The organism is Streptomyces sp. NPDC040410, from assembly GCF_055595715.1.
Window position 1 is genome coordinate 151,635 of the sequence record NZ_JBVIVK010000001.1, and the last position, 21,124, is coordinate 172,758.

21 protein-coding genes are annotated in these 21,124 nt (G+C 72.2%); 3 read left to right on the forward strand and 18 right to left on the reverse strand.

Annotation, left to right across the window (positions count from 1 at the left end; translation table 11 throughout):
- Positions 1-394 precede the first annotated feature (394 nt).
- On the forward strand, positions 395-844 hold the full coding sequence (locus ACZ562_RS00655; RefSeq protein ID WP_471172467.1) for a hypothetical protein: 450 nt from the start codon (positions 395-397) through the stop codon (positions 842-844).
- Positions 845-1,450: 606 nt separating this feature from the next.
- On the opposite strand, the gene ACZ562_RS00660 is transcribed toward ACZ562_RS00655, so the two are convergent.
- The 6 genes from ACZ562_RS00660 to ACZ562_RS00685 all read right to left on the reverse strand — a co-directional run bounded on the left by ACZ562_RS00660 (position 1,451) and on the right by ACZ562_RS00685 (position 8,176).
- Entirely contained in the window at positions 1,451-1,684 is a 234-nt protein-coding gene (locus ACZ562_RS00660; RefSeq protein ID WP_471172468.1) for a hypothetical protein, read from the reverse strand.
- A 73-nt stretch (positions 1,685-1,757) separates the two neighbouring features.
- Positions 1,758-3,251, reverse strand: coding sequence for an SDR family NAD(P)-dependent oxidoreductase (locus tag ACZ562_RS00665; protein WP_471172472.1), 1,494 nt, complete (start codon positions 3,249-3,251; stop codon positions 1,758-1,760).
- Between the two features lie 228 nt (positions 3,252-3,479).
- Entirely contained in the window at positions 3,480-4,799 is a 1,320-nt protein-coding gene (locus ACZ562_RS00670; protein ID WP_471172474.1) for a wax ester/triacylglycerol synthase family O-acyltransferase, read from the reverse strand.
- Between the two features lie 148 nt (positions 4,800-4,947).
- Complete coding sequence (gene glgC, locus ACZ562_RS00675; protein WP_471172476.1) at positions 4,948-6,168, reverse strand: glucose-1-phosphate adenylyltransferase; 1,221 nt, start codon at positions 6,166-6,168, stop codon at positions 4,948-4,950.
- A 51-nt stretch (positions 6,169-6,219) separates the two neighbouring features.
- Positions 6,220-7,383 (reverse strand): glycogen synthase, encoded by a 1,164-nt coding sequence (gene glgA / locus ACZ562_RS00680; protein ID WP_471172479.1) that lies wholly within the window; start codon positions 7,381-7,383, stop codon positions 6,220-6,222.
- A gap of 37 nt (positions 7,384-7,420) precedes the next feature.
- Positions 7,421-8,176: a (2Fe-2S)-binding protein gene (locus ACZ562_RS00685; RefSeq protein WP_471173919.1), complete on the reverse strand. Its 756-nt coding sequence runs from the start codon at positions 8,174-8,176 to the stop codon at positions 7,421-7,423.
- Between the two features lie 210 nt (positions 8,177-8,386).
- On the opposite strand from ACZ562_RS00685, the gene ACZ562_RS00690 reads away from it, so the two are divergent.
- Positions 8,387-9,559: a DMT family transporter gene (locus ACZ562_RS00690; RefSeq protein ID WP_471172482.1), complete on the forward strand. Its 1,173-nt coding sequence runs from the start codon at positions 8,387-8,389 to the stop codon at positions 9,557-9,559.
- On the opposite strand, the gene ACZ562_RS00695 is transcribed toward ACZ562_RS00690, so the two are convergent.
- Entirely contained in the window at positions 9,549-10,709 is a 1,161-nt protein-coding gene (locus ACZ562_RS00695) for a transglycosylase family protein (RefSeq protein ID WP_471172485.1), read from the reverse strand. The two genes, ACZ562_RS00690 and ACZ562_RS00695, sit on opposite strands and share 11 nt — an antisense overlap.
- A 290-nt stretch (positions 10,710-10,999) precedes the next feature.
- Between ACZ562_RS00695 and gndA the strand changes: the two genes are divergently transcribed.
- Positions 11,000-12,439, forward strand: coding sequence for an NADP-dependent phosphogluconate dehydrogenase (gene gndA / locus ACZ562_RS00700; protein WP_471172491.1), 1,440 nt, complete (start codon positions 11,000-11,002; stop codon positions 12,437-12,439).
- Positions 12,440-13,159: 720 nt separating this feature from the next.
- Here gndA and ACZ562_RS00705 read toward each other — a convergent pair.
- The 11 genes from ACZ562_RS00705 to ACZ562_RS00755 form a co-directional block, all read right to left on the reverse strand.
- Positions 13,160-13,504, reverse strand: a complete 345-nt coding sequence (locus ACZ562_RS00705) for a GNAT family N-acetyltransferase (RefSeq protein WP_471172493.1) — start codon at positions 13,502-13,504, stop codon at positions 13,160-13,162.
- A 41-nt stretch (positions 13,505-13,545) separates the two neighbouring features.
- Positions 13,546-13,965 carry an aspartate 1-decarboxylase gene (panD, locus tag ACZ562_RS00710; RefSeq protein WP_471172497.1) on the reverse strand — a complete coding sequence of 140 codons (420 nt, stop codon included), beginning with the start codon at positions 13,963-13,965 and terminating at the stop codon, positions 13,546-13,548.
- Positions 13,966-14,182: 217 nt separating this feature from the next.
- A complete protein-coding gene (paaE, locus tag ACZ562_RS00715) occupies positions 14,183-15,289 on the reverse strand; it encodes a 1,2-phenylacetyl-CoA epoxidase subunit PaaE (RefSeq protein WP_471172501.1) in 1,107 nt (368 codons plus the stop codon).
- Complete coding sequence (paaD, locus tag ACZ562_RS00720; RefSeq protein WP_471172504.1) at positions 15,289-15,795, reverse strand: 1,2-phenylacetyl-CoA epoxidase subunit PaaD; 507 nt, start codon at positions 15,793-15,795, stop codon at positions 15,289-15,291. Before paaD ends, paaE begins: the two co-directional genes overlap by 1 nt.
- A gap of 2 nt (positions 15,796-15,797) precedes the next feature.
- Complete coding sequence (gene paaC, locus ACZ562_RS00725) at positions 15,798-16,625, reverse strand: 1,2-phenylacetyl-CoA epoxidase subunit PaaC (protein ID WP_471172507.1); 828 nt, start codon at positions 16,623-16,625, stop codon at positions 15,798-15,800.
- A 9-nt stretch (positions 16,626-16,634) separates the two neighbouring features.
- Positions 16,635-16,928: a 1,2-phenylacetyl-CoA epoxidase subunit PaaB gene (gene paaB, locus ACZ562_RS00730; protein WP_471172509.1), complete on the reverse strand. Its 294-nt coding sequence runs from the start codon at positions 16,926-16,928 to the stop codon at positions 16,635-16,637.
- Positions 16,925-17,899, reverse strand: a complete 975-nt coding sequence (paaA, locus tag ACZ562_RS00735) for a 1,2-phenylacetyl-CoA epoxidase subunit PaaA (protein ID WP_471172512.1) — start codon at positions 17,897-17,899, stop codon at positions 16,925-16,927. The genes paaB and paaA overlap by 4 nt, the downstream gene beginning before the upstream one ends.
- A gap of 101 nt (positions 17,900-18,000) precedes the next feature.
- Positions 18,001-18,861, reverse strand: coding sequence for a 3-hydroxyacyl-CoA dehydrogenase family protein (locus ACZ562_RS00740; protein WP_471172514.1), 861 nt, complete (start codon positions 18,859-18,861; stop codon positions 18,001-18,003).
- Entirely contained in the window at positions 18,858-19,622 is a 765-nt protein-coding gene (locus ACZ562_RS00745) for an enoyl-CoA hydratase/isomerase family protein (protein WP_471172517.1), read from the reverse strand. The genes ACZ562_RS00740 and ACZ562_RS00745 overlap by 4 nt, the downstream gene beginning before the upstream one ends.
- Entirely contained in the window at positions 19,619-20,842 is a 1,224-nt protein-coding gene (locus ACZ562_RS00750; RefSeq protein ID WP_471172521.1) for a thiolase family protein, read from the reverse strand. Before ACZ562_RS00750 ends, ACZ562_RS00745 begins: the two co-directional genes overlap by 4 nt.
- Entirely contained in the window at positions 20,835-20,996 is a 162-nt protein-coding gene (locus ACZ562_RS00755) for a hypothetical protein (protein WP_471172524.1), read from the reverse strand. The genes ACZ562_RS00750 and ACZ562_RS00755 overlap by 8 nt, the downstream gene beginning before the upstream one ends.
- Positions 20,997-21,124: the final 128 nt, after the last annotated feature.

The following is a 21,124-nucleotide window of genomic DNA, read 5'->3' on the forward strand; positions in this document are numbered from 1 at the left end:
GGGTCTTGTCAACGGTTCGGACGCGGTGGCGCCGGTGTCTCCTACGAGAGCAGGCCGTTGTGAAGCGGCTGGTCCCATGACGGACCGTGGGTGTGGGTAGGACCCCGTACTGCTGTCCGTCCGGTACAGATTAACCAAATGAGCGGGGGCCCGCTCGATGGGGCTGAAAACTTGAGGTAACTTTCCCAAGTCGCCCCGTATTCGGTTCCACTGAGCCTGCGCCTGCTTGTAAGGAAATGTCCATTTTGTAGTCACCCGTCCGGCCTACACCGGCGTACTCACCTCCGAGCCGGGAACGTGTGGGCCGCGCAGTTCAAGTCCCGTTGGCCGATTAGCAAGCCGGCCATGATCTGCTGACGGACGGCAACGCCCCGTCCCGCGGGAGGACCGGCGCATGGAGCTGCGCAGTGTCGATGAGCTGATGGATCTGCTGTACGCCTGCCGGGGCGCGTCGACCGCCCCCGCTCACGGAAGCGGCCGGGGCGATCCGCACCGGCACGCGCTGCGGACCGCCGCACTGCTGCGCCGCAGCCGCCCCGCGGACAAGGAACTCCAAGTGGCGGGACTGGTGCGGGCCATCGGCCCGCTGCTGCGGCCCGGCGACGCGAACGCCCACGCGGACTGCGCGGCCCACGCGGTGCGGCCCCTGCTCGGCGAGCGGGTCTTCCGCCTCGTCGGCGGGCACGTCCGGGCCCAGAGCCCCGCCGAGGACGACCTGCTGCGCCTGCGGCAGGCCGACGAGGAGGGCAGGACGGCCGGGTTCGACGCCGGGGTTCTGGAGGACTGGCGCACGGTGCTGGAACTGGTGGCGGCCCGGAACTCGCGCCTCCGAGCTGTCGACTGACGGACCGTCATGAGACGGTACGCCGATGACGCCGCCGTACGGACGTCAGGGCAGGGCCGCCGTCGTGACCGGTGGCCCGCGCGGTATCGGCCTGGCCGTCGCGGGGCAGCCGGCCGCGCCCAGTCGCCGGTGTGTGTGATCGCGGCGAACGCCGGCGGCGTGCGGCGCGCCGCCGGGGAGGTGGGCGTCGTCGGCCTCGCGGGCAGGCCGCCGACCCGGGTCATGCCTCGCGGGTCACGCAGCTGGTCCTGCGCGGGTTCGGCCGGGTCGACATGGCGGTCGGCAACGCCGCGGCCAAGGGAGCTCGCGCCGAAGGTGCGGGTCAACTCCCTCTCGCCCGGCCTGGTCCGCACCGGGACGGCGCGGTTCGTGTGAGAGCCCGGCGAGCACGAGGCGGCCGCAGGGCTCTGCCGCTCGGGCGGATCGGGGAGCCTGAGGACGTCGCGCGGGCGGAGTCTGGCTCGCCTCGGACGTGGCGGAGTGGGTGACCGGGCCGATCTGCCGGTGGACGGGGGAGCCGGGTCAGGGCGGCGTACTCGGCGGAGTACGCCGTCCACGGCCGTATGCGGTCGTGCTCACCACCTCACTCGTGACGGTCCCCGGGCCTCACGGGAACAACGCGATCCCCATGAGGATCACCAGGACGATGGCGGCCACGAACCCGACCGTGCCCCAGAACCCGCGGTGCTTCAGTGGGACAGAGGGCCCGCCGCCGCGGGGGCGGTCCTCCGGAAGCAGGGGGTGGGCCGGGCGGTCGCTCAGGTAGAACTGTTCGTCCGTCGGATAGTGGTTGCGCGGATCATCGAAGGCGCGCGGATCGATGCTGTGCGGACTGGCCATGGCAACTCCCGGCACGGGCACTCGCCGAAAACGAGTCCCGGCAATACCCAGGGTATGCGCCGGGGGCGGTGAGTCACCACTTACCGGGCGCGTAGTCCTTCAGGAAGACGCCGTACAGGTCCTCGCCCTCCTCGCCGCGCACGACCGGGTCGTAGACGCGGGCCGCGCCGTCGACCAGGTCGAGGGGGGCGTGGAAGCCGGCCTCGGCGAGACGCAGCTTGTCGAAGTGCGGGCGCTCGTCGGTGATCCAGCCCGTGTCGACGGAGGTCATGAGGATGCCGTCGGTCCGGAACATCTCCTCGGCGCTGGTCCGCGTGACCATGTTCATCGCGGCCTTGGCGGCGTTGGTGTTGGGGTGGCCCGCGCCCTTGTAGCCGCGGGCGAAGACGCCCTCCATCGCCGAGACGTTCACGACGTACGCGCGCCCGCTCGTCGCCTTCCCGGCGGCTTCGGCCATGGCCGGGCGGAGCTTGCTGATCAGGATGAACGGCGCCGTGTAGTTGCACAGCTGGGTCTCGAGGAGCTCCACCGGGGAGATCTGCTCGATGGTCTGCACCCAGGTGTTGGTGTCGACGATGTCGGGGACCAGGCCCCCCGCGTCGATGGCGGTGCCGTCGAGATGCCGGGCGACGCTCGCGTTGCCCGCGACCAGGGCGAGGTCGGCGACCTTCTGGGCGTCCAGGCCGCTGGTACCGATGGGCAGCGCGGCGAGACCGTCGACCGCTCCGGAGTTGAAGGCGCCGATGACGTGGTGGGCGGGCAGCTCACCGGCGGGCAGCGGGGCGCTCTCGCCGTCGACCAGGGCGGCGTAGGCGGAGGGCAGGCGGCGTACGGTCTGCGTCGCGTTGTTGATGAGGATGTCGAGCGGGCCCGCTTCGGCGACCTGGTCGGCGAGGGCCACGGCCTGCGCAGGGTCGCGCAGGTCGATGCCGACGACCTCCAGCCGGTGCATCCAGTCCGCCGAGTCGTCCATGGCCTTGAAGCGGCGGATGGCGTCCTTCGGGAAGCGCGTGGTGATCGTCGTGTGCGCTCCGTCGCGCAGCAGGCGCAGCGCGATGTACATGCCGATCTTGGCGCGGCCGCCCGTGAGCAGGGCGCGCTTGCCGGTGAGGTCCGCACGGACGTCGCGCTTGGCGCGGTTCAGGCCGGCGCAGTCCGGACAGAGCTGGTGGTAGAAGTAGTCGACTTCCACGTACCGGGTCTTGCAGGTGTAGCAGGAACGGGGGCGCTGGAGTATCCCCGCGATCCGGCCCGCCTCGGTCACCGAGGACGGCAGGATGCCCTCCGTCTCGTCGTCGATGCGCTGGGCGGAGCCGGTCGCGGTGGCCTCCGTGACCGCCTTGTCGTGAGCGGTCTTGGCGGCCCGGCGCTCCTGGCGGCGGCGCTGCTTGACGGTGCGGTAGATGCCCGCGGTGGCGCGGCGCACGGTGACCGCGTCGGGGTGGTCGACGTCCAGCCCGTCGAGTTCCTCGAGCACGCTGAGGCAGACGGCGAGCCGCTCCGGGTCGATGCCAGGCCCGTAGACGACCTCGTCCGTGGTCGCCGAGCCGTTGTCTGTCACCGTCATGGCCGCTGCCGTTTCCCTGGGTTTGCCGCGGCGCTCCGACCGCGCCCGCTTTCGAACGGCGAATTTTACGGAGCGCCGGGCCGCACGCCAAACCGGTTCGCGAACGAGCGGAGGGACGCGCCGGTGTCGAGGGTCACGGGGAGCGCGGAGGCCCGAAGGACTGAGCGGTCGCACTCTCGACACCGGCTGGAGCGCACCGGAGCGGACGAGCCGGGAATACGGGTGCGATCAAGGACCGCAGGCGGCGATCAGCGTCTCCACCTCCTCGGACACGGCGTCGGCCAGCCGGTCGAGATCCGGTACGGCCTCGGCGTCGGCGACGAGTCCGTAGTGGACGCGTCCGCGGTACGTCGAGATCGCGACCGCCAGGGAGTGGCCGCGGGCCAGCGGGGCGAACGGGTAGACCTCCATGACCGGGTTGCCGCCGAGCTTCAGGCCGATGCTGGGCAGCGGCACGCTGGTGACCAGGATGTCGAACCAGAGCCGGGCGGCCTGGCCGGCCAGGGGGCCGCCGAGCCGGTGGCCGAGCGCCGGGACGTGGTCGGCGAGCAGCGCGACGGCGCCGGCGCCACGGTTCGGGCCGGCGTCCTTGTTGCGGTCCATGGCCGCACGGACGGTGTCCAGGCGGCGCAGCGGGTCGGGGTCGTCGACCGGCAGCCGTATCAGGTAGCCGGAGAGCCGGTTGCCCTGTGGGTGGGCGGTGCGCGGGCGGCGCTTGGAGACGGGGATCAGTGCACGGGGCCGCACGCCCTCGCTGCCGTCGCCGCGTTCGTCCAGCCAGCGGCGCAGGGCGCCCGCGACGACGGCGATCAGTACGTCGTTGACGGTGCCGCCGACGGCCTTGCGGACCCGGTGCACGTCGTCGAGGTCGACGACCACTCCGGCGGTGCGGCGGGTTCCGGTGGGCCCGGCGGTCAGGGCGGAGGAGGAGCGCACGCCGAGGCCGGACACGGCGAGGGAAGCGCCGATGTCGAGGGCCCGGCCCACGTCGGACGCCGCGCCGCGCAGCAGGCCCGGGAGCTTGCGCACGTCCGGGAGGAGGCCGCGCCGCGGCTCCTCGGGGCGGGGGCGCGGGGCGGGCATGTCCATCGGGTCCAGCATCGCCGCGGCCAGGCCGAGCGCCCGCAGCCCGTCGGCGAGCGCGTGGTGGAACTTGAAGAGCACGGCGAACGAGACGCCGTCCTCCCCCGGGAGCACATGGGCCTCCCACGGCGGCCGCCCGCGCACCAGCGAGCGCTCCATGAGCCGCCCGGCCACGGCCTGGAAGTCGGCGGCGGGAGGGTGCAGCCGGACGTGGTTCAGGGGGTCGAAGAGAGGGTCGGGTTCCCGCGTGGCGCTGCCGAAGGAGAGCGGCTGCCACACGTCCCGGATCCGCATCCGCAGTCCGGGTACGGCGGCGGCCCGGGCGGCGAGCAGGTCGGCCGCGTGCGCGCCCGCGGTGGGCGAGTGCGCCCCGAAGACGCCGAGCGCGGCCAGGTGCATCGGGTGCCGATCGGACTCGATGTTCCAGAACGCCAGGTCGAGGGGAGCGAGCGGGTCAGAGGTCACAGGCTTGCCTCGCGTCGACGACGGGTGGGCAAGCAGTCAATCGCCCTGAGGTGATTACGGTCAAGTACGATCAGGCTACGCACAGTTAACGGCAGATTAAAGACTGTGTCCAATGCGTCACCTGCCACAGGAGCACCGCAGGCACCGGTCAGGGCACCTGCTGGCCCTTCCCCAACGCGATGACCCCGCCTTTGGACACCGTGTACAGCTCCGCGTCCCGCTCCGGATTGACCCCGATCGTCGCGCCCGGCGGTACCTCGACGTTCTTGTCGAGGACGGCACCGCGCACCACCGCGCCCCGCCCGATGTGCACGTTGTCGTGCAGCACCGAGCCCTGGACCACCGCGCCCGGGTCCACCACGACACCCGGGGAGAGCACGGAGCGCGTGACCTGTCCGCGGATGAGGCAGCCCGCGCTGATGATGGACTCGCCCGCGATGCCGCCGGCGTTGAAGCGGGCCGGGGAGAGCTGGCCGGAGTGGGTGTAGATGGGCCAGTTGCGGTTGTAGAGGTTGAAGGCGGGGCGCTCGGCGATCAGGTCCATATGGGCGTCGTAATACGCGTCGAGGGTGCCCACGTCACGCCAGTAGCCCTGGTCCCGGGTGGTCTCGCCGGGCACGTGGTTGGCGCTGAAGTCGTAGAGCCGGGCCTCACCGCGGTCGGTGAGCTGGGGCAGGATCGAGCCGCCCATGTCGTGAACGGAGCCGCCGTCCTCGGCGTCCCGCTGGAGGGCCTCGATCAGGGCCTTGGTGGTGAAGATGTAGTTGCCCATCGACGCGAAGACGCACTCCGGGTCGTCCGCGAGTCCCGGCGGGTCGGCGGGCTTCTCCAGGAAGCGCTCCACGGTCTGGCCGTCGGAGCCGGGGCTGATCACACCGAACGACGACGACTCGCCGCGCGGGACACGGATCCCGGCCACCGTCACGCCCGCGCCGCTCTCGATGTGCTGGGCGAGCATCTGCCGCGGGTCCATGCGGTAGACGTGGTCGGCGCCGAAGACGGCGACGTATTCGGGCTGCTCGTCGTAGATCAGGTTCAGGGACTGCAGGATGGCGTCCGCGCTGCCCAGGTACCAGCGCGGCCCGAGGCGCTGCTGGGCGGGGACCGGCGTGATGTAGTTGCCGAGCAGGCTGGACATCCGCCAGGTCGTGGTGATGTGCCGGTCCAGCGAGTGCGACTTGTACTGCGTGAGCACGCAGATGCGCAGGATGTCGCCGTTGACGAGGTTGGACAGGACGAAGTCGACGAGGCGGTACGTGCCGCCGAAGGTGACCGCCGGTTTGGCGCGGTCCGCGGTCAGGGGCATCAGGCGCTTGCCCTCTCCGCCCGCCAGTACGATGCCGAGCACCGAAGGACCACCACGACGCATGGCCGCTCCCCTCACGCTGGTTGACCCATGCCTGCCCTCGTGCCGGGCCGCCTACGCCTGTTTGAGGATCTCCTCGTAGAGCCGGACGGTACGCCGGGCGACCGCGTCCCAGCCGAACTCGCCCACGGCACGTTCCCGCCCGGCCTCGCCCATCCGCCGGGCGGTCTCGGGGTCGCCGAGGACGGAGTCGAGGGCGTGCGCGAGCCCTGTCTCGAAGTCGTCGTCCACGGTCACGAGTACCCCTGTCTTGCCGTCCTCCACCACCTCGGGAATCCCGCCCACCCGGGAGGCCACCACCGGGGTCCCGCAGGCCATCGCCTCCAGGTTGACGATGCCGAGGGGTTCGTAGACCGACGGGCAGACGAAGGCGGCGGCGTGTGTGAGGAGTTGGATCACCTCCGGGCGCGGCAGCATCCGCGGGATCCAGTGCACGCCCGCGCGCACGCGGCTCAGCTCCTGGAAGAGGTCGCGGAACTCCTGGTCGATCTCGGGCGTGTCCGGGGCGCCCGCACACAGCACCACCTGCGCCGCCGGGTCGATGTCCCGCACGGCACGGAGCAGATGCGGGACGCCCTTCTGGCGGGTGATGCGGCCGACGAACAGGACGTACGGGCGGTCCGGGTCGACGCCGATCCGGTTCAGGACGTCCGTGCCGGGGTCGGGCCGGTACAGGCTCGTGTCGATGCCGTTGTGGACGACCTGGACCTTGGCCGGATCGAGTGCCCGGTAGCAGTTCAGAATGTCCTCGCGCATGGCTCCGGACACCGCGATCACCGCGTCGGCGGCCTCGATCGCGGTCCGTTCGGCCCAGCCGGACAGAGCGTATCCGCCGCCGAGTTGCTCGGCCTTCCAGGGGCGCAGGGGCTCCAGGGAGTGGGCGGTCATCACGTGCGGGATGCCGTACAGGAGCTTGCCGAGGTGGCCGGCCATGTTGGCGTACCAGGTGTGCGAGTGGACGAGCTCGCGGCCCTCGACGGCGGCGGTCATGGCCAGGTCCACGGAGAAGGTGCGCAGCGCGTCGTTGGCGGTGTCCAGCGCCGGCCAGGGCCGGTGGCGCAGCACGCCGGACGCCCTCTCCGCCGCGCTGGCCTCGCCCCAGCAGTGCACGTCCAGATCGACGAGGGCCCGCAACTCCCGGGCGAGGAACTCGACGTGGACGCCCGCGCCGCCGTACACGTCGGGCGGGTACTCCCGGGTCAGCAGTCCCACTCTCACCCGGAACCCCCTGTCTCAGCGGCTGGTTCCCTCATGGTCACCCAGATGCGGCGCGCGGGGAAGAGCGCGGGGGTCGTGTGAAGCAACAGTCACCGCAGACGCCCCCGCCGGGCACCCGGTAGTAGAGACAGCAGCTGCGGCGCCGGAAGGCGGTGCCGGTGAGAGTGCCGGTGCCGGCCAGGAGGGGGTGGGCGAGGAGGTCCGCCGTCAGGGAGCGGGTCCGCGCGGCGGCGTCCGTACGGCCGTTCGTCCGCGCCCACCGGTCCAGCTGCCGGGCGGCGCCGGCCAGCGCGGAGGCCGCGTTGCCCCGCAGCAGGCCCGACGCGAGCCGGTGGCGGGCGCGCAGAGCCGCGGTCAGGGGTTCGAGGTGGCCGTGCAGTACGGCGTCCGCGACGGTCTCCGCGTCCCCCGGCAGCGGGCGCACCTCGGACAGCCACAGATCGTCGGGGGCACTGCCGTCGGGGTCCCAGCGCAGCAGCCGCGCGTCGAGGTCGGGGATCCGGCCGTACAGGGCGGCGCAGCCGAGCGCGACGGACCACAGCCGCGCCGCGAGCCCCTGGTGGGCTACGGACGCGGCGATCCGCATCTCGGGGGCCCGTAGGGTGTCCGCGACCTTGTGGACACGGAAATTCAGGAAATTTCCATAAACATCCGATGACCCGCCTTCGTATGCTCGCGCCAGGGTCGGCAGCGCTGAACGCGGCGCTCCTGCTGTGCGTAGGAGGAAGAAGGCGCCGAGCGGCTGCAGCGCCGCAAGTCCGGGGTCGAGGTCCACGAGGAGCAGTAGTACCAGGGGTACCAAGGGGTCCCATTAGGGGGTCTCCCTCTTGCGTCACCCACCCTGGGGATGACGGCGGCCCGGTCCTACTCCATCGGCAGTAGGACCGATTGCCTGCTCAGGTACGACGACGGGAAGACTTTTAAGCGGCATCGTGTTGCCTATGAAAGCCGACCGTTCGCCGCGCCGGGCCCGGTGCCCCCGCCTCGCGCAGAGGAGCAGCACATGAATGCCCTCGCGTTGTCCGTGCTGCTGTCGCTGGTGTCCGCGGTCGCCTACGCCGGCGGAGCGATCGTGCAGGAGCGGGTCGCGGTGTCCTCCCCGGGTCAGCAGTACGCACCGCTGCGCCGCCCGAGCTGGTGGGCCGCGGTGGCGCTGAACGGCCTCGGCGGTCTGCTGCACGTGGTGGCGCTCGCCTGCGGTCCGCTGAGCCTGGTTCAGCCGCTCGGCGCGCTGACCATCGTGTTCGCCCTGCCCATGGCGGCGCTGTTCGTGGGCCGCAAGGCCGGTGCGACGGCATGGCGGGGCGCGATCATGGCGACGGTCGGTCTCGCCGGTCTGCTCTCCCTGGTCGGCGCGTCCGACGCGCAGTCGCTGGGCACCACCCAGCGAGTGGCCGCGGGCGTGGTCACCGCCGCCGCGGTCGTCACCCTGATGATCGCGGCCCGCGCGGCACACCGGCACCCGGCGGTGCGCAGCGTGCTGCTCGCCACCGCGTCCGGCATAGCCTTCGGCATGTCCTCGGTGTTCACCAAGACGGTCGCCGTCGACTGGACCGGCGGCGTGTCGGCGACCGACCTGCCGTCCCTGGCCGCGATCGGTGCGCTGGCCACGGCCGGCATCCTGCTGTCGCAGGCCTCCTACCAGGGCGCCGGTCTCGCGGCCCCGCTGGCCACGCTCACGGTCGTGAACCCCGTGGTGGCGGCCGCGGTCGGCATCACGATGTTCGGCGAAACCTTCCGCTACGGCACCGCGGGCACGGCGCTGGCCCTGAGCTGCGGTGTGGTGGCGGCGGGCGGTCTGATCCTGCTGACGACGGAGCGGCTGGAGCGCACGGCGGGCGAAACGTCCCTGCCCCAGGCCGCGGCCGAACAGGAGCCACTGGCCCGCTTCACCGCCGAGCAGGAGCCCCTGCCCCGCTTCACCGCCGAGCTCGTGCCCGCCGAGGAGCTGCTCGTCCGGCTTCCCGAGCAGCAGGACACCGCCGCGCTGCGGGACGAGGTCCTCGTCCCGGTCCCGGCCTCGGCCTCGGCCTCGGCGCCGGTCCTGGAACGCCGGTACGAGGACGCGGAGGCCGGCGCGCCCGTCGAGCCCGCCTGCCTCTACGCCCACTACTTCGGCGCCGCCTACGTCCCGATGCCGGTCCTGGACCGGCACCGCATGCGTGTCAAATCCTGACCCCGCCGGCCCGGAGATAGGCGACCGGGTCGACGTCCGTGCCGAAACCGGGCCCCGTCCGCACCTCGAAGTGCAGATGCGGGCCCGTGCTGTTACCCGTCGACCCCGAGCGGCCGATGCGCTGGCCGCCGCCCACCGACTGCCCGGCCTTCACCGAGATCGCCGACAGGTGCGCGTACTGGGTGTAGCGGCCGTCGGCGTGCCGGATCACGACCTCGTAGCCGAAGGAACCGCCCCACCCCGCGCTGACGACCCGGCCGGCGGCGACCGCCTTCACGGCCGTGCCTGTGGGAACGGGGAAGTCCACGCCGGTGTGGTAGCCCTTCGACCAGGAAGAACCCGCCGCGTGGTACTGCGTGCCCATGGCAGCGCTCACCGGGGCGACCATGGTGCGGCTCGTGCCGGCCGGCCGGCCGGTGTCCGACGTCTCCCTCTTCTTCGACGACGTGGAGGAGGACTGAGTCGTCGTCCCGGTGGTCGTGGCGGCCCTGGCCCGCAGGTTCAGCCGCTGGCCGGGCAGGATCAGGTCGGGGTCCGTGCCGATCGTCTTCCGGTTGGCGTTGTACAGCCGCTGCCAACCGCCCCGGACGTGCTCCGCGTCGGCGATGGTGGAGAGCGTGTCGCCGCGGACCACCGTGTACATCTCGGCCGTCCCCGCCCGGGACTGCGGCGTCGTCTGCGGCTGTACGTCCTCCGCGGACGTCTTGCCGGTCTTCTTCGAGGTGACGGCCTTGTCGCTCGTGCCGGCGGGGTGGATGCCGGAGGTGTCGCCGCCGCGGGTCAGCCCCGCGCGCACCGAGCACACCGGCCAGGCACCCGGTCCCTGTCCGTCCAGTACCTTCTCCGCCACGGCGATCTGCTGGTCCGTGGTGGCCAGATCCGCACGAGGCGCGTACCGCGTGCCGCCGTACGCCTCCCAGGTGGACTGGGTGAACTGCAGTCCGCCGTAGTAGCCGTTGCCGGTGTTGATGCTCCAGTTGCCGCTCGACTCGCACGCGGCGACCTTGTTCCAGGTATCCGCGTCGGCCGCGTGGGCCACGCCGGTGCCGATGAGCGGGATCGCCATCCCGGCGCCGCCCGCCGTGACGGTGAGCGAGGCGCGGTTGATCCTGTTCGGCTGATACCGGCGGTGCCGGCCGCGTACGGCCATGGAGAGCCCCCCTCGACATGCGTCAGGAGGGCCAAAAGTAAGCGTGCCGAACAGGCCATGACAAGACGGAGATTCGGCCGCCCCGTCCCTCAAGTGACCAGGAATCCACCCCTGTTGCGAAACCGGTGAGGCAGGTTCGACCTCCCGTGCGTATCTGCGTACGCACCCGTACGCAGCGTCGGGCACCCCGGACGCGCGGTCGGTGTACCGGCACGTCAGGATGGTCGAGGGGCAATACTGGCGTCCACGACGGGCACCACGATTTCCAGGATCCTTAGGAGCCAAACCGTATGAGCACATCAGCCCAGATCGGCGTCACGGGCCTCGCGGTCATGGGCCGCAACCTCGCCCGCAACTTCGCGCGCAACGGCTATACGGTCGCGGTGCACAACCGGACGTCGTCGCGCACGCACGCCCTGGTCGAGGAGTTCGGGAACGAAGGTGACTTCATCGCTGCCGAGACGGCCAAGGACTTCGTCGCGGCGCTGGAGCGCCCGCGGCGCCTGGTCATCATGGTGAAGGCCGGCGACCCGACGGATGCCGTGATCGAGGAGTTCGCCCCGCTCCTCGAACCCGGCGACATGATCATCGACGGTGGCAACGCGCACTTTGCGGACACCCGGCGCCGGGAGCGCGAACTGCGCGAACAGGGCATCCACTTCGTCGGCATGGGCGTCTCCGGTGGCGAGGAGGGCGCGCTGCACGGCCCGAGCATCATGCCGGGCGGTCCGAAGGAGTCGTACGACTCGCTCGGTCCGATGCTGGAGAAGATCTCCGCGAAGGCGGCCGACGGGGCGCCCTGTGTCACGCACGTGGGTCCGGACGGCGCGGGGCACTTCGTGAAGATGGTGCACAACGGCATCGAGTACGCCGACATGCAGCTGATCGGCGAGGCATACCAGCTGCTGCGGGACGTGGCCGGTTACTCGCCCGCGCAGATCGCCGAGATCTTCCGCACCTGGAACACGGGCCGCCTGGACTCCTACCTGATCGAGATCACCGCCGAGGTGCTGTCGCACGTGGACGCGGCGACCGGCAAGCCGTTCGTGGACGTGGTGGTGGACCAGGCGGAGCAGAAGGGCACGGGCCGCTGGACCGTTCAGATCGCCCTCGACCTGGGCGTGCCGGTGTCGGGCATCGCGGAAGCGGTCTTCGCCCGCTCGCTGTCCGGTCACGCGGCGCTGCGGGAGGCCTCGCGGGGCCTGGCCGGGCCGAAGGCCGCGCCGCTGAGCGAATCGGAGGCCGGCGCCTTCGCCGACCGGGTGGAACAGGCGCTGTACGCCTCGAAGATCGTGTCCTACACGCAGGGCTTCCACAAGATCGCGGCGGGCAGCGAGGAGTACGGCTGGGACATCGATCTCGGCGCCGTCTCCGCGATCTGGCGCGGCGGCTGCATCATCCGCGCGGCGTTCCTCGACCGCATCCGCGCCGCCTACGACGCCCGGGCGGACCTGCCGAGCCTGCTGTCCGACGACACGTTCGCCCAGGAGATCGCGGCCGCCCAGGACGACTGGCGCGAGGTCCTGGTCGCCGCCACCCGCCAGGGCGTCCCGACCCCCGGCTTCGCCGCGGCCCTCGCCTACTACGACGCCCTGCGCGCGGAGCGGCTGCCCGCCGCGCTGACCCAGGGCCAGCGGGACTTCTTCGGCGCGCACACGTACCGGCGCACGGACCGGGACGGCTCGTTCCACACGCTGTGGGGCGGGGACCGGTCGGAGGTGTCGGCGTAGACGACGCCGCGGCAGAAGTGACGAGGCGGTGGCGCCCTGTGCGGGCGGCCACCGCCTTTCGTGTGCCAGGAAGTGCGTGAGCGGGGTTCTGGTCGGCGAGGAGGTCGGGCGTGAGGGTCCGTGCGCGGCGGTGCTACGCCAGCGGGTGTCGTCCGGGCCTTCGCGGAGCGGGTGCCCCGCGACGTGGGCTCAGGTCAGCGGCGGTCCCGGTTCCGGGTTCGGGACCGGCTCCGGGCCCGGGGGAATCGGAGACGGGGAGGGCTCCGGGGTCGGGCGGGGACCAGGGGGCGGCCCCGGGGCCGGAGGCGGAGGCGGCGTGGGGGCCGGAGACGGTTCCGGGGCGGGGACCGGGTTCGGGGGCTGCGGGTCCGGGCCCGGCCCGGGGCCCGGTGTCGGTCCGGGCGGAACCGGATCGGGATGCGGGTTCGTCATGACGTCCTCCGGCCAATCGGTCGACATCGGCTCTGGACTACTCCCCCGCCTACCCGACGGCAGCCCCGGCACTCACTCCCCGGCATGACAGGCAGGGACCCAGGTGGGCTCAGGGCGACGTCATCTCCGCGCCTGCCACGGGCGACGGCTCAGGCGGAATCGCACAGCGCCGCCGCGCCCGGAGCACCCCGACGGCCCCAGGCGTTCTCACCCGGCCCCGCATCCGCCCGGCCGGCGGCAGGCACCCCGTCAGCCCTGCCGGGACCCCGGCCGCCTTCCCGGCCTTCGTCAGAATCGGTCGGGATGCGCCACCAGCCACTTCTTCGCCGCCCGCAGCAGCTCCGGGTCGGCCGGCGGAGCCTCCTCGGGGTGGCGCTCGGCCCACTTGACGACGTACGGGCACAGGGGGGCGACGACCGTCCCCTCACGCTTCGCGATGCCGTACAGCTCGCGCGCCAGCGATCCCGCGATGCCCTTCCCCGCGTGGGCCGGCTCGACGATCGTGTGGACGGGCACAAGCGCACATACGGGGGATTCGAGGACGAAGTACTCGATGTGGCCGACGACTTCGCCGTCGCCGAGCGCCTCCAGGCGGCCTGCCGCCCGGTCGTCGCGGATCTCCATGTCGCTCATGGGCACCCTTCTGGTCCGAGAGCCGCTCGGTGGGTCCGGGGTCAGGCCCCTACGGCCTGCGGGCTGCGCTCCTGGTCCGAGCCGGGCACCGGCTCGGACGGGTCCGCCCCGAGGGCCACGATCCGGTTGCCGCCGTCCACGTGCACCACCCGGGGCTCGAACGCCCGCGCCTCGGCGTCGGGCACCTGAGCGTAGCTGATGATGATCACCAGATCGCCGGGGTGGACCAGGTGGGCGGCGGCCCCGTTGATGCCGACGACGCCGGAGCCGCGCTCGCCCTCGATGACGTACGTCTCCAGACGGGCCCCGTTGGTGATGTCGACGATGTGGACGAGCTCACCGGGCAGCAGGTCGGCGGCGTCGAGCAGATCCGCGTCGATGGTCACCGATCCCACGTAGTGCAGGTCGGCCTGGGTGACGGTGGCTCGGTGGATCTTGGACTTGAACAGAGTACGCAGCATTGAGCGCTCCCACAATCCGGCTCCCTGCCTGCTTTTGCAGGTCAAGGGCCCTTCTCACGCTAGGACAGACCGAACCAGGGTACGGAACTGCGCTCCGGGCCGCACCGAGAGCGCAGTCACATCGGGGGACGCCGACGAACTGCCCGCGCCCTGTCCGCGCCTGTCCGCGTCCGCGCCTGTCCCTGTCCGCGCCCGCCGCGAACGCCTTCCCGCTGCCTCAGCTGTCGTAGTCGACGGCCAGCGTCTCGGAGACCGGGTAGGACTGGCAGGTCAGGACGTAGCCGGCTTCGACCTCGGCGGGTTCGAGGGCGAAGTTGCGGCGCATGTCGACCTTGCCGTCGGTGACCAGGGCGCGGCAGGTGCCGCAGACGCCGCCCTTGCAGGCGAACGGCAGGTCGGGGCGCGTCGTCTGGGCGCCGTCGAGGACGGTCCGCCCCCTGGGAAGGGCGGAGGTCGTCGAGCGGCCGTCGAGGGTGATGGTGACCCGGCTGACGGGTCCCTCGGCGGCGGCTTCCTCGTGGTGCACTTCCCGCACGGGCTCGTCGTCGGCGTAGAACAGTTCCTGATGGACGCGGTCCGCGGGCACTCCGAGCCCGGCCAGGACCTGCTGGGCGTCGCGGACCATGCCGTGCGGGCCGCACAGCCACCAGTGGTCCGCGCTCGTCACATCCACCAGCGAGTCGATGAGCGCCGTGAGCCGCTCGGCGTCCAGGCGGCCGGAGAGCACCTCGGCCTCGCGGGGTTCGCGGGAGAGCACGTGAGCGAGGTGGAAGCGGGTCGGGTGGAGGTCCTTCAGGTCTGCCAGTTCGTCGGCGAACATCACCGTGTCGGTACGGCGGTTGCCGTAGAACAGGGTGACGGTCGAGCGGTCGTCGGCGGCCAGGACCGACTCGGCGATGGACACCATGGGCGTGATGCCCGAGCCCGCCGCGATCAGCACGTGGTGGCCGGGCGTGGTGAGTTCGGGGGTGAAGGCTCCGGTGGGGGCCATCACCTCGACCGTGTCACCGGGGCGCACGTCGTTGACCAGCCAGGACGAGAAGATTCCGCCCGGCACCACGCGGACACCGATGCGCGGCACCTCGCCTGCCGGGGAGCAGATCGAATAGGAGCGGCGCTCGTCCCGGCCGTCGATCTCGCGCCGCAGGGTGAGCGACTGGCCGGGTGCGAAAGCGAACTCCTCGGCCAGCTCGTCCGGGATGTCGAAGCTGACGGCCGCCGCGTCCGCGCACAGCGGCCGGACGGCGGCGACGCGCAGGGGGTGGAAGGCCGGACGGCGGCGGGTGCGCGGAGGTACCGCCGAGGCGGGGGCGGTCGGGGCCATCAGATCTCCTTGACGTACTCGAACGGCTCGCGGCAGGCCCTGCAGCGCCAGAGCGCCTTGCAGGACGTCGCGGCGAAGCGGGAGGTCTCCTCGGTGTCCGCCGAACCGCACAGGGGGCAGGGCACGGTGCGCCGCGTGGGCGACAGCGTGAGGGAGACCGGGCCACGGGGTGCGGCGCCGGGCGGGGCGATGCCGTGCTCGGCGAGCTTGCGGCGGCCGGAGTCGGTGATCCAGTCGCTCGTCCACGGCGGGTCGAGGACCGTACGGATCTCCACGCGCGCGTACCCCGCGTCGCGCAGCCGTGCCGCCACGTCCGCTCGCATCTCGGCCATGGCCGGGCAGCCCGAGTAGGTCGGCGTCAGGCTCGCCACCACGGTCCCGTCCCCCGTCACCTCGACGTCCCGCAGGACGCCGAGGTCGGCGAGGGTGAGCATGGGCAGCTCGGGGTCCGGCACGTGCTCCGCGATGTGCCGGGCGCGCCGGGCGTCGGTCAGGGTGGTCGGCATGTTCACCACGCGGCCTCCGGGTGGGCGCGGGCGACGCTCTGCAGCTCGTCCAGCAGCGGCGCGAGATGCTCGGTGTGCTCGCCCTCGCGGCCGGTCCCGGCCGGCGGCGGGTACACGGGCATGGGCAGCCCGGCCGCCTCGGTGACCTGACGCAGGACGGCGGCGACCTCGTCCTGTACGTCGCAGGCGGTGAACAGCTCGCCGAGATACGGGGCGACCTGCTCCAGGGCGCTGCGCGTCCGTCGCCGCGACTCCTCCGTACCGTCACCCAGGCGGACCGCCCACTCGGCCGCGTACTGCCGGTGGTACGTCAGCTCCTTGACGCCCTTCCCGGCGATGGCCGACAGGACCGGGTCGGGGTGGTCGGTGAGCCGCTCGAAGTGCGCGAGCCGCCAGCTGGAGAGCACCAGCAGCCGCACGATGGAGAACGCGAAGTCGCCGTTGGGGAGTTCGGCCAGGCGGATGTTGCGGAAGTCGCCGGCGTCCCGGAAGTAGGCGTACGCGTCCTCGTCGCGCCCGGTGCCGTCGACCTGTCCGGCGCGCGCGTACAGCAGGCGGGCCTGGCCGAGGAGGTCGAGGCCGATGTTGGCCAGGGCCACCTCCTCCTCCAGCTCGGGCGCGCGGGTGATCCATTCGGCCAGCCGCTGGGCCGAGACGAGTGCGTCGTCGGCGAGGGCCACGCAGTCCGCGGCCAGCCGGCCGGCGTCGAGGCCGTCGGGCACGGAGGTGTCCACGCCGTGCAGGGGGTCCTCGAAGCCTGTGCCGTACGCCCAGCGGGCGTCGTCCTCGTGTCCCTCGGCGAGGGTCATGTAGACGTGGTCGTCACTCATGCCCTGCTCCTAGATGTGGGGGACGTCGTCGGGGATGTCGTAGAAGGTCGGGTGCCGGTAGACCTTGTCGGCGCTGGGCGCGAAGAACGGGTCCTTCTCGTCGCGCGTGGAGGCGGTGATGTGCTCCGAGCGCACCACCCAGATGCTCACGCCCTCGTTGCGCCGCGTGTACAGGTCGCGGGCGTGGGTGAGGGCCATCCGGTCGTCGGCGGCGTGCAGCGAGCCCACGTGGACGTGGTTCAGTCCGCGCTTGCCGCGCACGAACACCTCGTACAACGGCCATTCCTGCTTGTCGGAGGTCATGCCGCCGCCCCCTTCCGGGCTCGCTCGCTCAGCTTGGCCGCGTGGGCGGTGGCCGCCTCCCGCACCCAGGCGCCGTCGTCGTGGGCGGAGCGGCGCCGCTCCGTCCGCTGGGCGTTGCAGGGGCCGTCTCCCTTGATGACCCGCATCAGCTCCTCCCAGTCGGGGGTGCCGAAGTCGTGGTGACCGGTCTCCTCGTTCCAGCGCAGCTCGGGGTCGGGCAGGGTGACGCCGAGCTTCTCGGCCTGCGGAACGGTCATGTCGACGAACCGGCGGCGCAGCTCGTCGTTGGAGTGCCGCTTGATCTTCCAGGCCATCGACTGCGCCGAGTTGGGCGAGGCGTCGTCGGGCGGGCCGAACATCATCAGGGACGGCCACCACCAGCGGTCCACCGCGTCCTGCACCATCTCCCGCTGGGCTTCGGTGCCGCGCATCATCGTCATCAGCAGCTCGTAGCCCTGCCGCTGGTGGAACGATTCCTCCTTGCAGATCCGCACCATCGCGCGGGCGTACGGTCCGTACGAACTCCGGCACAGCGGTACCTGGTTGCAGATCGCCGCACCGTCGACGAACCAGCCGATCACCCCGACGTCGGCGAAGCTCAGCGTCGCGTAGTTGAAGATCGAGGAGTACTTCTGGCGGCCCTCGATCAGACGCGCCGTGAGGTCCGCACGGTCGGCGCCCAGCGTCTCGGCCGCGGAGTACAGATACAGCCCGTGTCCGGCCTCGTCCTGGACCTTCGCGAAGAGGATCGCCTTGCGGCGCAGCGACGGGGCCCTGGTGATCCACTCGCCCTCGGGCTGCATGCCGATGATCTCCGAGTGCGCGTGCTGCGCTATCTGCCGGATCAGCGTCTTGCGGTAGCCGTCCGGCATCCAGTCGCGCGGCTCGATGCGCTGGTCGCGCGCGATCGTCGCGTCGAAGTGCTCCTGGAGGCCCTCAGGAGGCGCCTCGGCGGAGTGTGTCGTGGTCATCGATACCAGCTTCCCTACCGACCATTCGTTCGGTACTAGTGTGACGTGTTTCCCCTGACCGGGCAAGGCCCGGCCGCACTGCGGGCCGGGAACTGCGGTGATCACCGCCACCGGTAGAACCCGAGTCCGCTCTTGCGGCCCAGCTCGCCCCGGGCGACCTTGTCGCGCAGCAGGTCCGGTGGCGCGAAGCGCTCACCCAGCGTGGCGTGCAGGTACTCGGCGATGGCCAGGCGTACGTCGAGACCGACCAGGTCGGTCAGGCGCAGCGGACCCATGGGGTGCTTGTAGCCGAGGCTCATGGCGTCGTCGATGGCCTCCGGCTCGGCGACGCCTTCCTCGACCATGCGGATGGCCTCCAGACCCAGCGCCACACCGAGGCGGCTGCTGGCGAAGCCGGGCGAGTCCTTGACGACGACGTCCTTCTTGCCGAGGGCGCGTGTCCAGTTCAGCGACGCCTCGACGGTCGCGTCCACCGTGTCCGGCGCGACGACGATCTCGACGAGTTCGGAGGCGGGCACCGGGTTGAAGAAGTGCATGCCGAGGAAGCGGTCTGGGCGGGTGAGGGCGGAGGCGAGATCGGTGACGGACAGCGAGCTGGTGTTGCTGGCCAGTACGGTCGTGCCGCCCACCGCCCGTTCCGCCGCCGCCAGCACCCGGGCCTTCAGCGCGGCGTCCTCGGGGACGGCCTCGACGACCAGGTCGGCCACCGCGGGCAGGTCGTCCACCGACTCCACCGCACTCACGCGTCCGAGGACCCGGTCGGCGGGCTCGGCGAGCCCGCCCCGCTCGGCGGCCCGCTGCAGGCCGGTGGCGACGCGGTCCAGCGCGGCGGCCGCGGCCTGCGCGCCGCTCTCGACGACGGTCACGGACGAGCCCGCTGCCGCGAAGGACTGCGCGATGCCGGCGCCCATCCGGCCGCCGCCGATCACACCGACCACGGCCGGGGCGGAGGGGGTGCTCATGTCCTGCTCCTCTTCTCCAGGAACCGCGTCATGCGGTCCCGCTTGTCCTGTCCCTCGAACAGCACCGCCTGCGCCAGGTCGTCGGCCATGGGATGGGCCCCCGGCGAGTCGACGACGAGTTTGGTGAGCCGCAGCGCCGTGGCCGACGACCGGGCCATCCGGTCGAGCAGCGCGTGCGCCTCGTCCAGCAGTCGGTCCGCGGGTACGACGTTCATGACCAGCCCGCATGCCAGTGCGGCGGCCGCGTCGAGGTTCCGTCCGGCGAGCAGCACCTGCTTGGCGACCGACTCGCCGACCAGTTCGGGCAGCCGCCAGCAGGCGCCGGCGGCGGCCAGGATGCCGAGCCCCGGCTCCGGGTTGCCGAACACGGCGTCCGGTCCGGCGATGCGCAGGTCGCAGGCGTACGACAGCTCCGCGCCGCCTCCCAGCGCCCAGCCGTCGACGGCGGCCACGGTCGGCATGGGCAGCCTGCGCACCCGCTCGAACAGGCGGCTGTTGATGCCCTGCAGGGCCTCGTCCCGGCCGCGGCGCAGCAGTTCGGCGATGTCGGCGCCGCCCGCGAAGACTCCGCCATGGCCCGTGAGCAGCATCAGCTTCGGCCGGTGCTCCAACCGCTCGCATACTGCGTGCAGTTCGCTGATCATGAGACCGCTGATGGCGTTGCGCGCCTCGGGGCGGTGCAGGGTGACGACGACCCGGTCCTCGCGCTCCTCGACGAGCAGCGTCTCGTACGGCGAGTGCGAGGTGACCGCGCCGCTCACACCCGCTCCACCAGCATCGCGACGCCCTGCCCGACGCCCACGCACAGCGTGGCCAGACCGCGCCGTCCGCCCTCGCGCTCCAGCCGGCCGAGCAGTGTGAGGAGGATGCGGGCGCCGGAGCAGCCGAGCGGGTGGCCGAGCGCGATGGCCCCGCCGTCCGCGTTGACCTTCTCCTCGTCCAGCTTCAGCCGCCGGATCACGGCCAGGGCCTGGGCGGCGAACGCCTCGTTCAGCTCGACCGCGTCCAGGTCGCCGGTGCCCCAGCCCGCGCGGGCGAGAGCCTTCCGGGTGGACGGGACGGGTCCCAGGCCCATCAGGTCGGGCCGCACCCCGGCCGAGGCGGAGGTGACGATCCGGGCGCGCGGGGTGAGCCCGTACCGCTCGACGGCCGCGGCGCTCGCCACCACCAGCGCGGCGGCACCGTCCGACAGCGGTGAGGAGGAACCGGCGGTGACGATGCCGTCCTTGCGGAAGATGGTCCGCAGGCCGCCTAGCTTCTCGAGTGTCGTGGCCGGCCGCGGCCCCTCGTCGCGGGTCACCTCGCCGTCCCTGACGGGCACGGCCACGATCTCACGGCCGAAGCGGCCGGCCTCCTGCGCGGCCACGGCCCGCTGGTGGCTGCGCAGCGCGAAGGCGTCGGACTCGCCGCGGGTGATGCCGTCCAGCGCGGCGACCTCCTCGGCGGTCTCCCCCATCGACAGGGTGATCTTCGGCGTCTCGGGACCGGCGCCGGCGGCCACTGCCCGGTCGGCGGCGGTGAAGCGCGGGTTGGTGAAACGCCAGCCCAGTGACGTGTCGTGCACCTCGCCCGGCTTGGCCCAGGGGGTGCCCGGCTTCTCCATGACCCAGGGCGCACGGGTCATCGACTCCACGCCTCCGGCGACGACCAGGTCGGCCTCGCCGGACCTGATCGCCTGGGCGGCACTCGCGACAGCGGTCAGGCCGGAGGCGCAGAGCCGGTTGACGGTGTAGCCGGGCACGGTGTCCGGGAGCCCGGCGAGCAGCACGGCCATGCGGGCCACGTCCCGGTTGTCCTCGCCCGCCTGGTTGGCCGCTCCGAGGACGACCTCGTCCACGGCATCGCCGGGTACGGCCGCCCGCCGGACGGCCTCGCCGACGACCAGGGCGGCCAGGTCGTCCGGGCGTACGGCGGCCAGTGCGCCGCCGTAGCGGCCCTGCGGGGTGCGCGCCCCGTCGATCAGGAAGACCTCGTCAGGCATGGGCGTACTCCTCAGTGGGAACGGGCCGGCGCGACCGCGGCGGCTTCGGACACGACGTCCAGTGGTCCCGGCGCGCGGTGACCGCGACCGCCTGCTCCGGCAGGGTGCGGTGGCGGGTGAGGACGTCGGGTCGCTCGGGGACGGTCTGGGGCATGCGTTCCACCTCTTGACAGGCAGCGATGCGGCTTGATTACTTGGCCGTGCCGCACGCTAACCGAATGTTCGGTCGGGAGACAAGGCGGTTGAAATGGTGATGTGTGCCACTGCGGAAGCTTCCTGCGG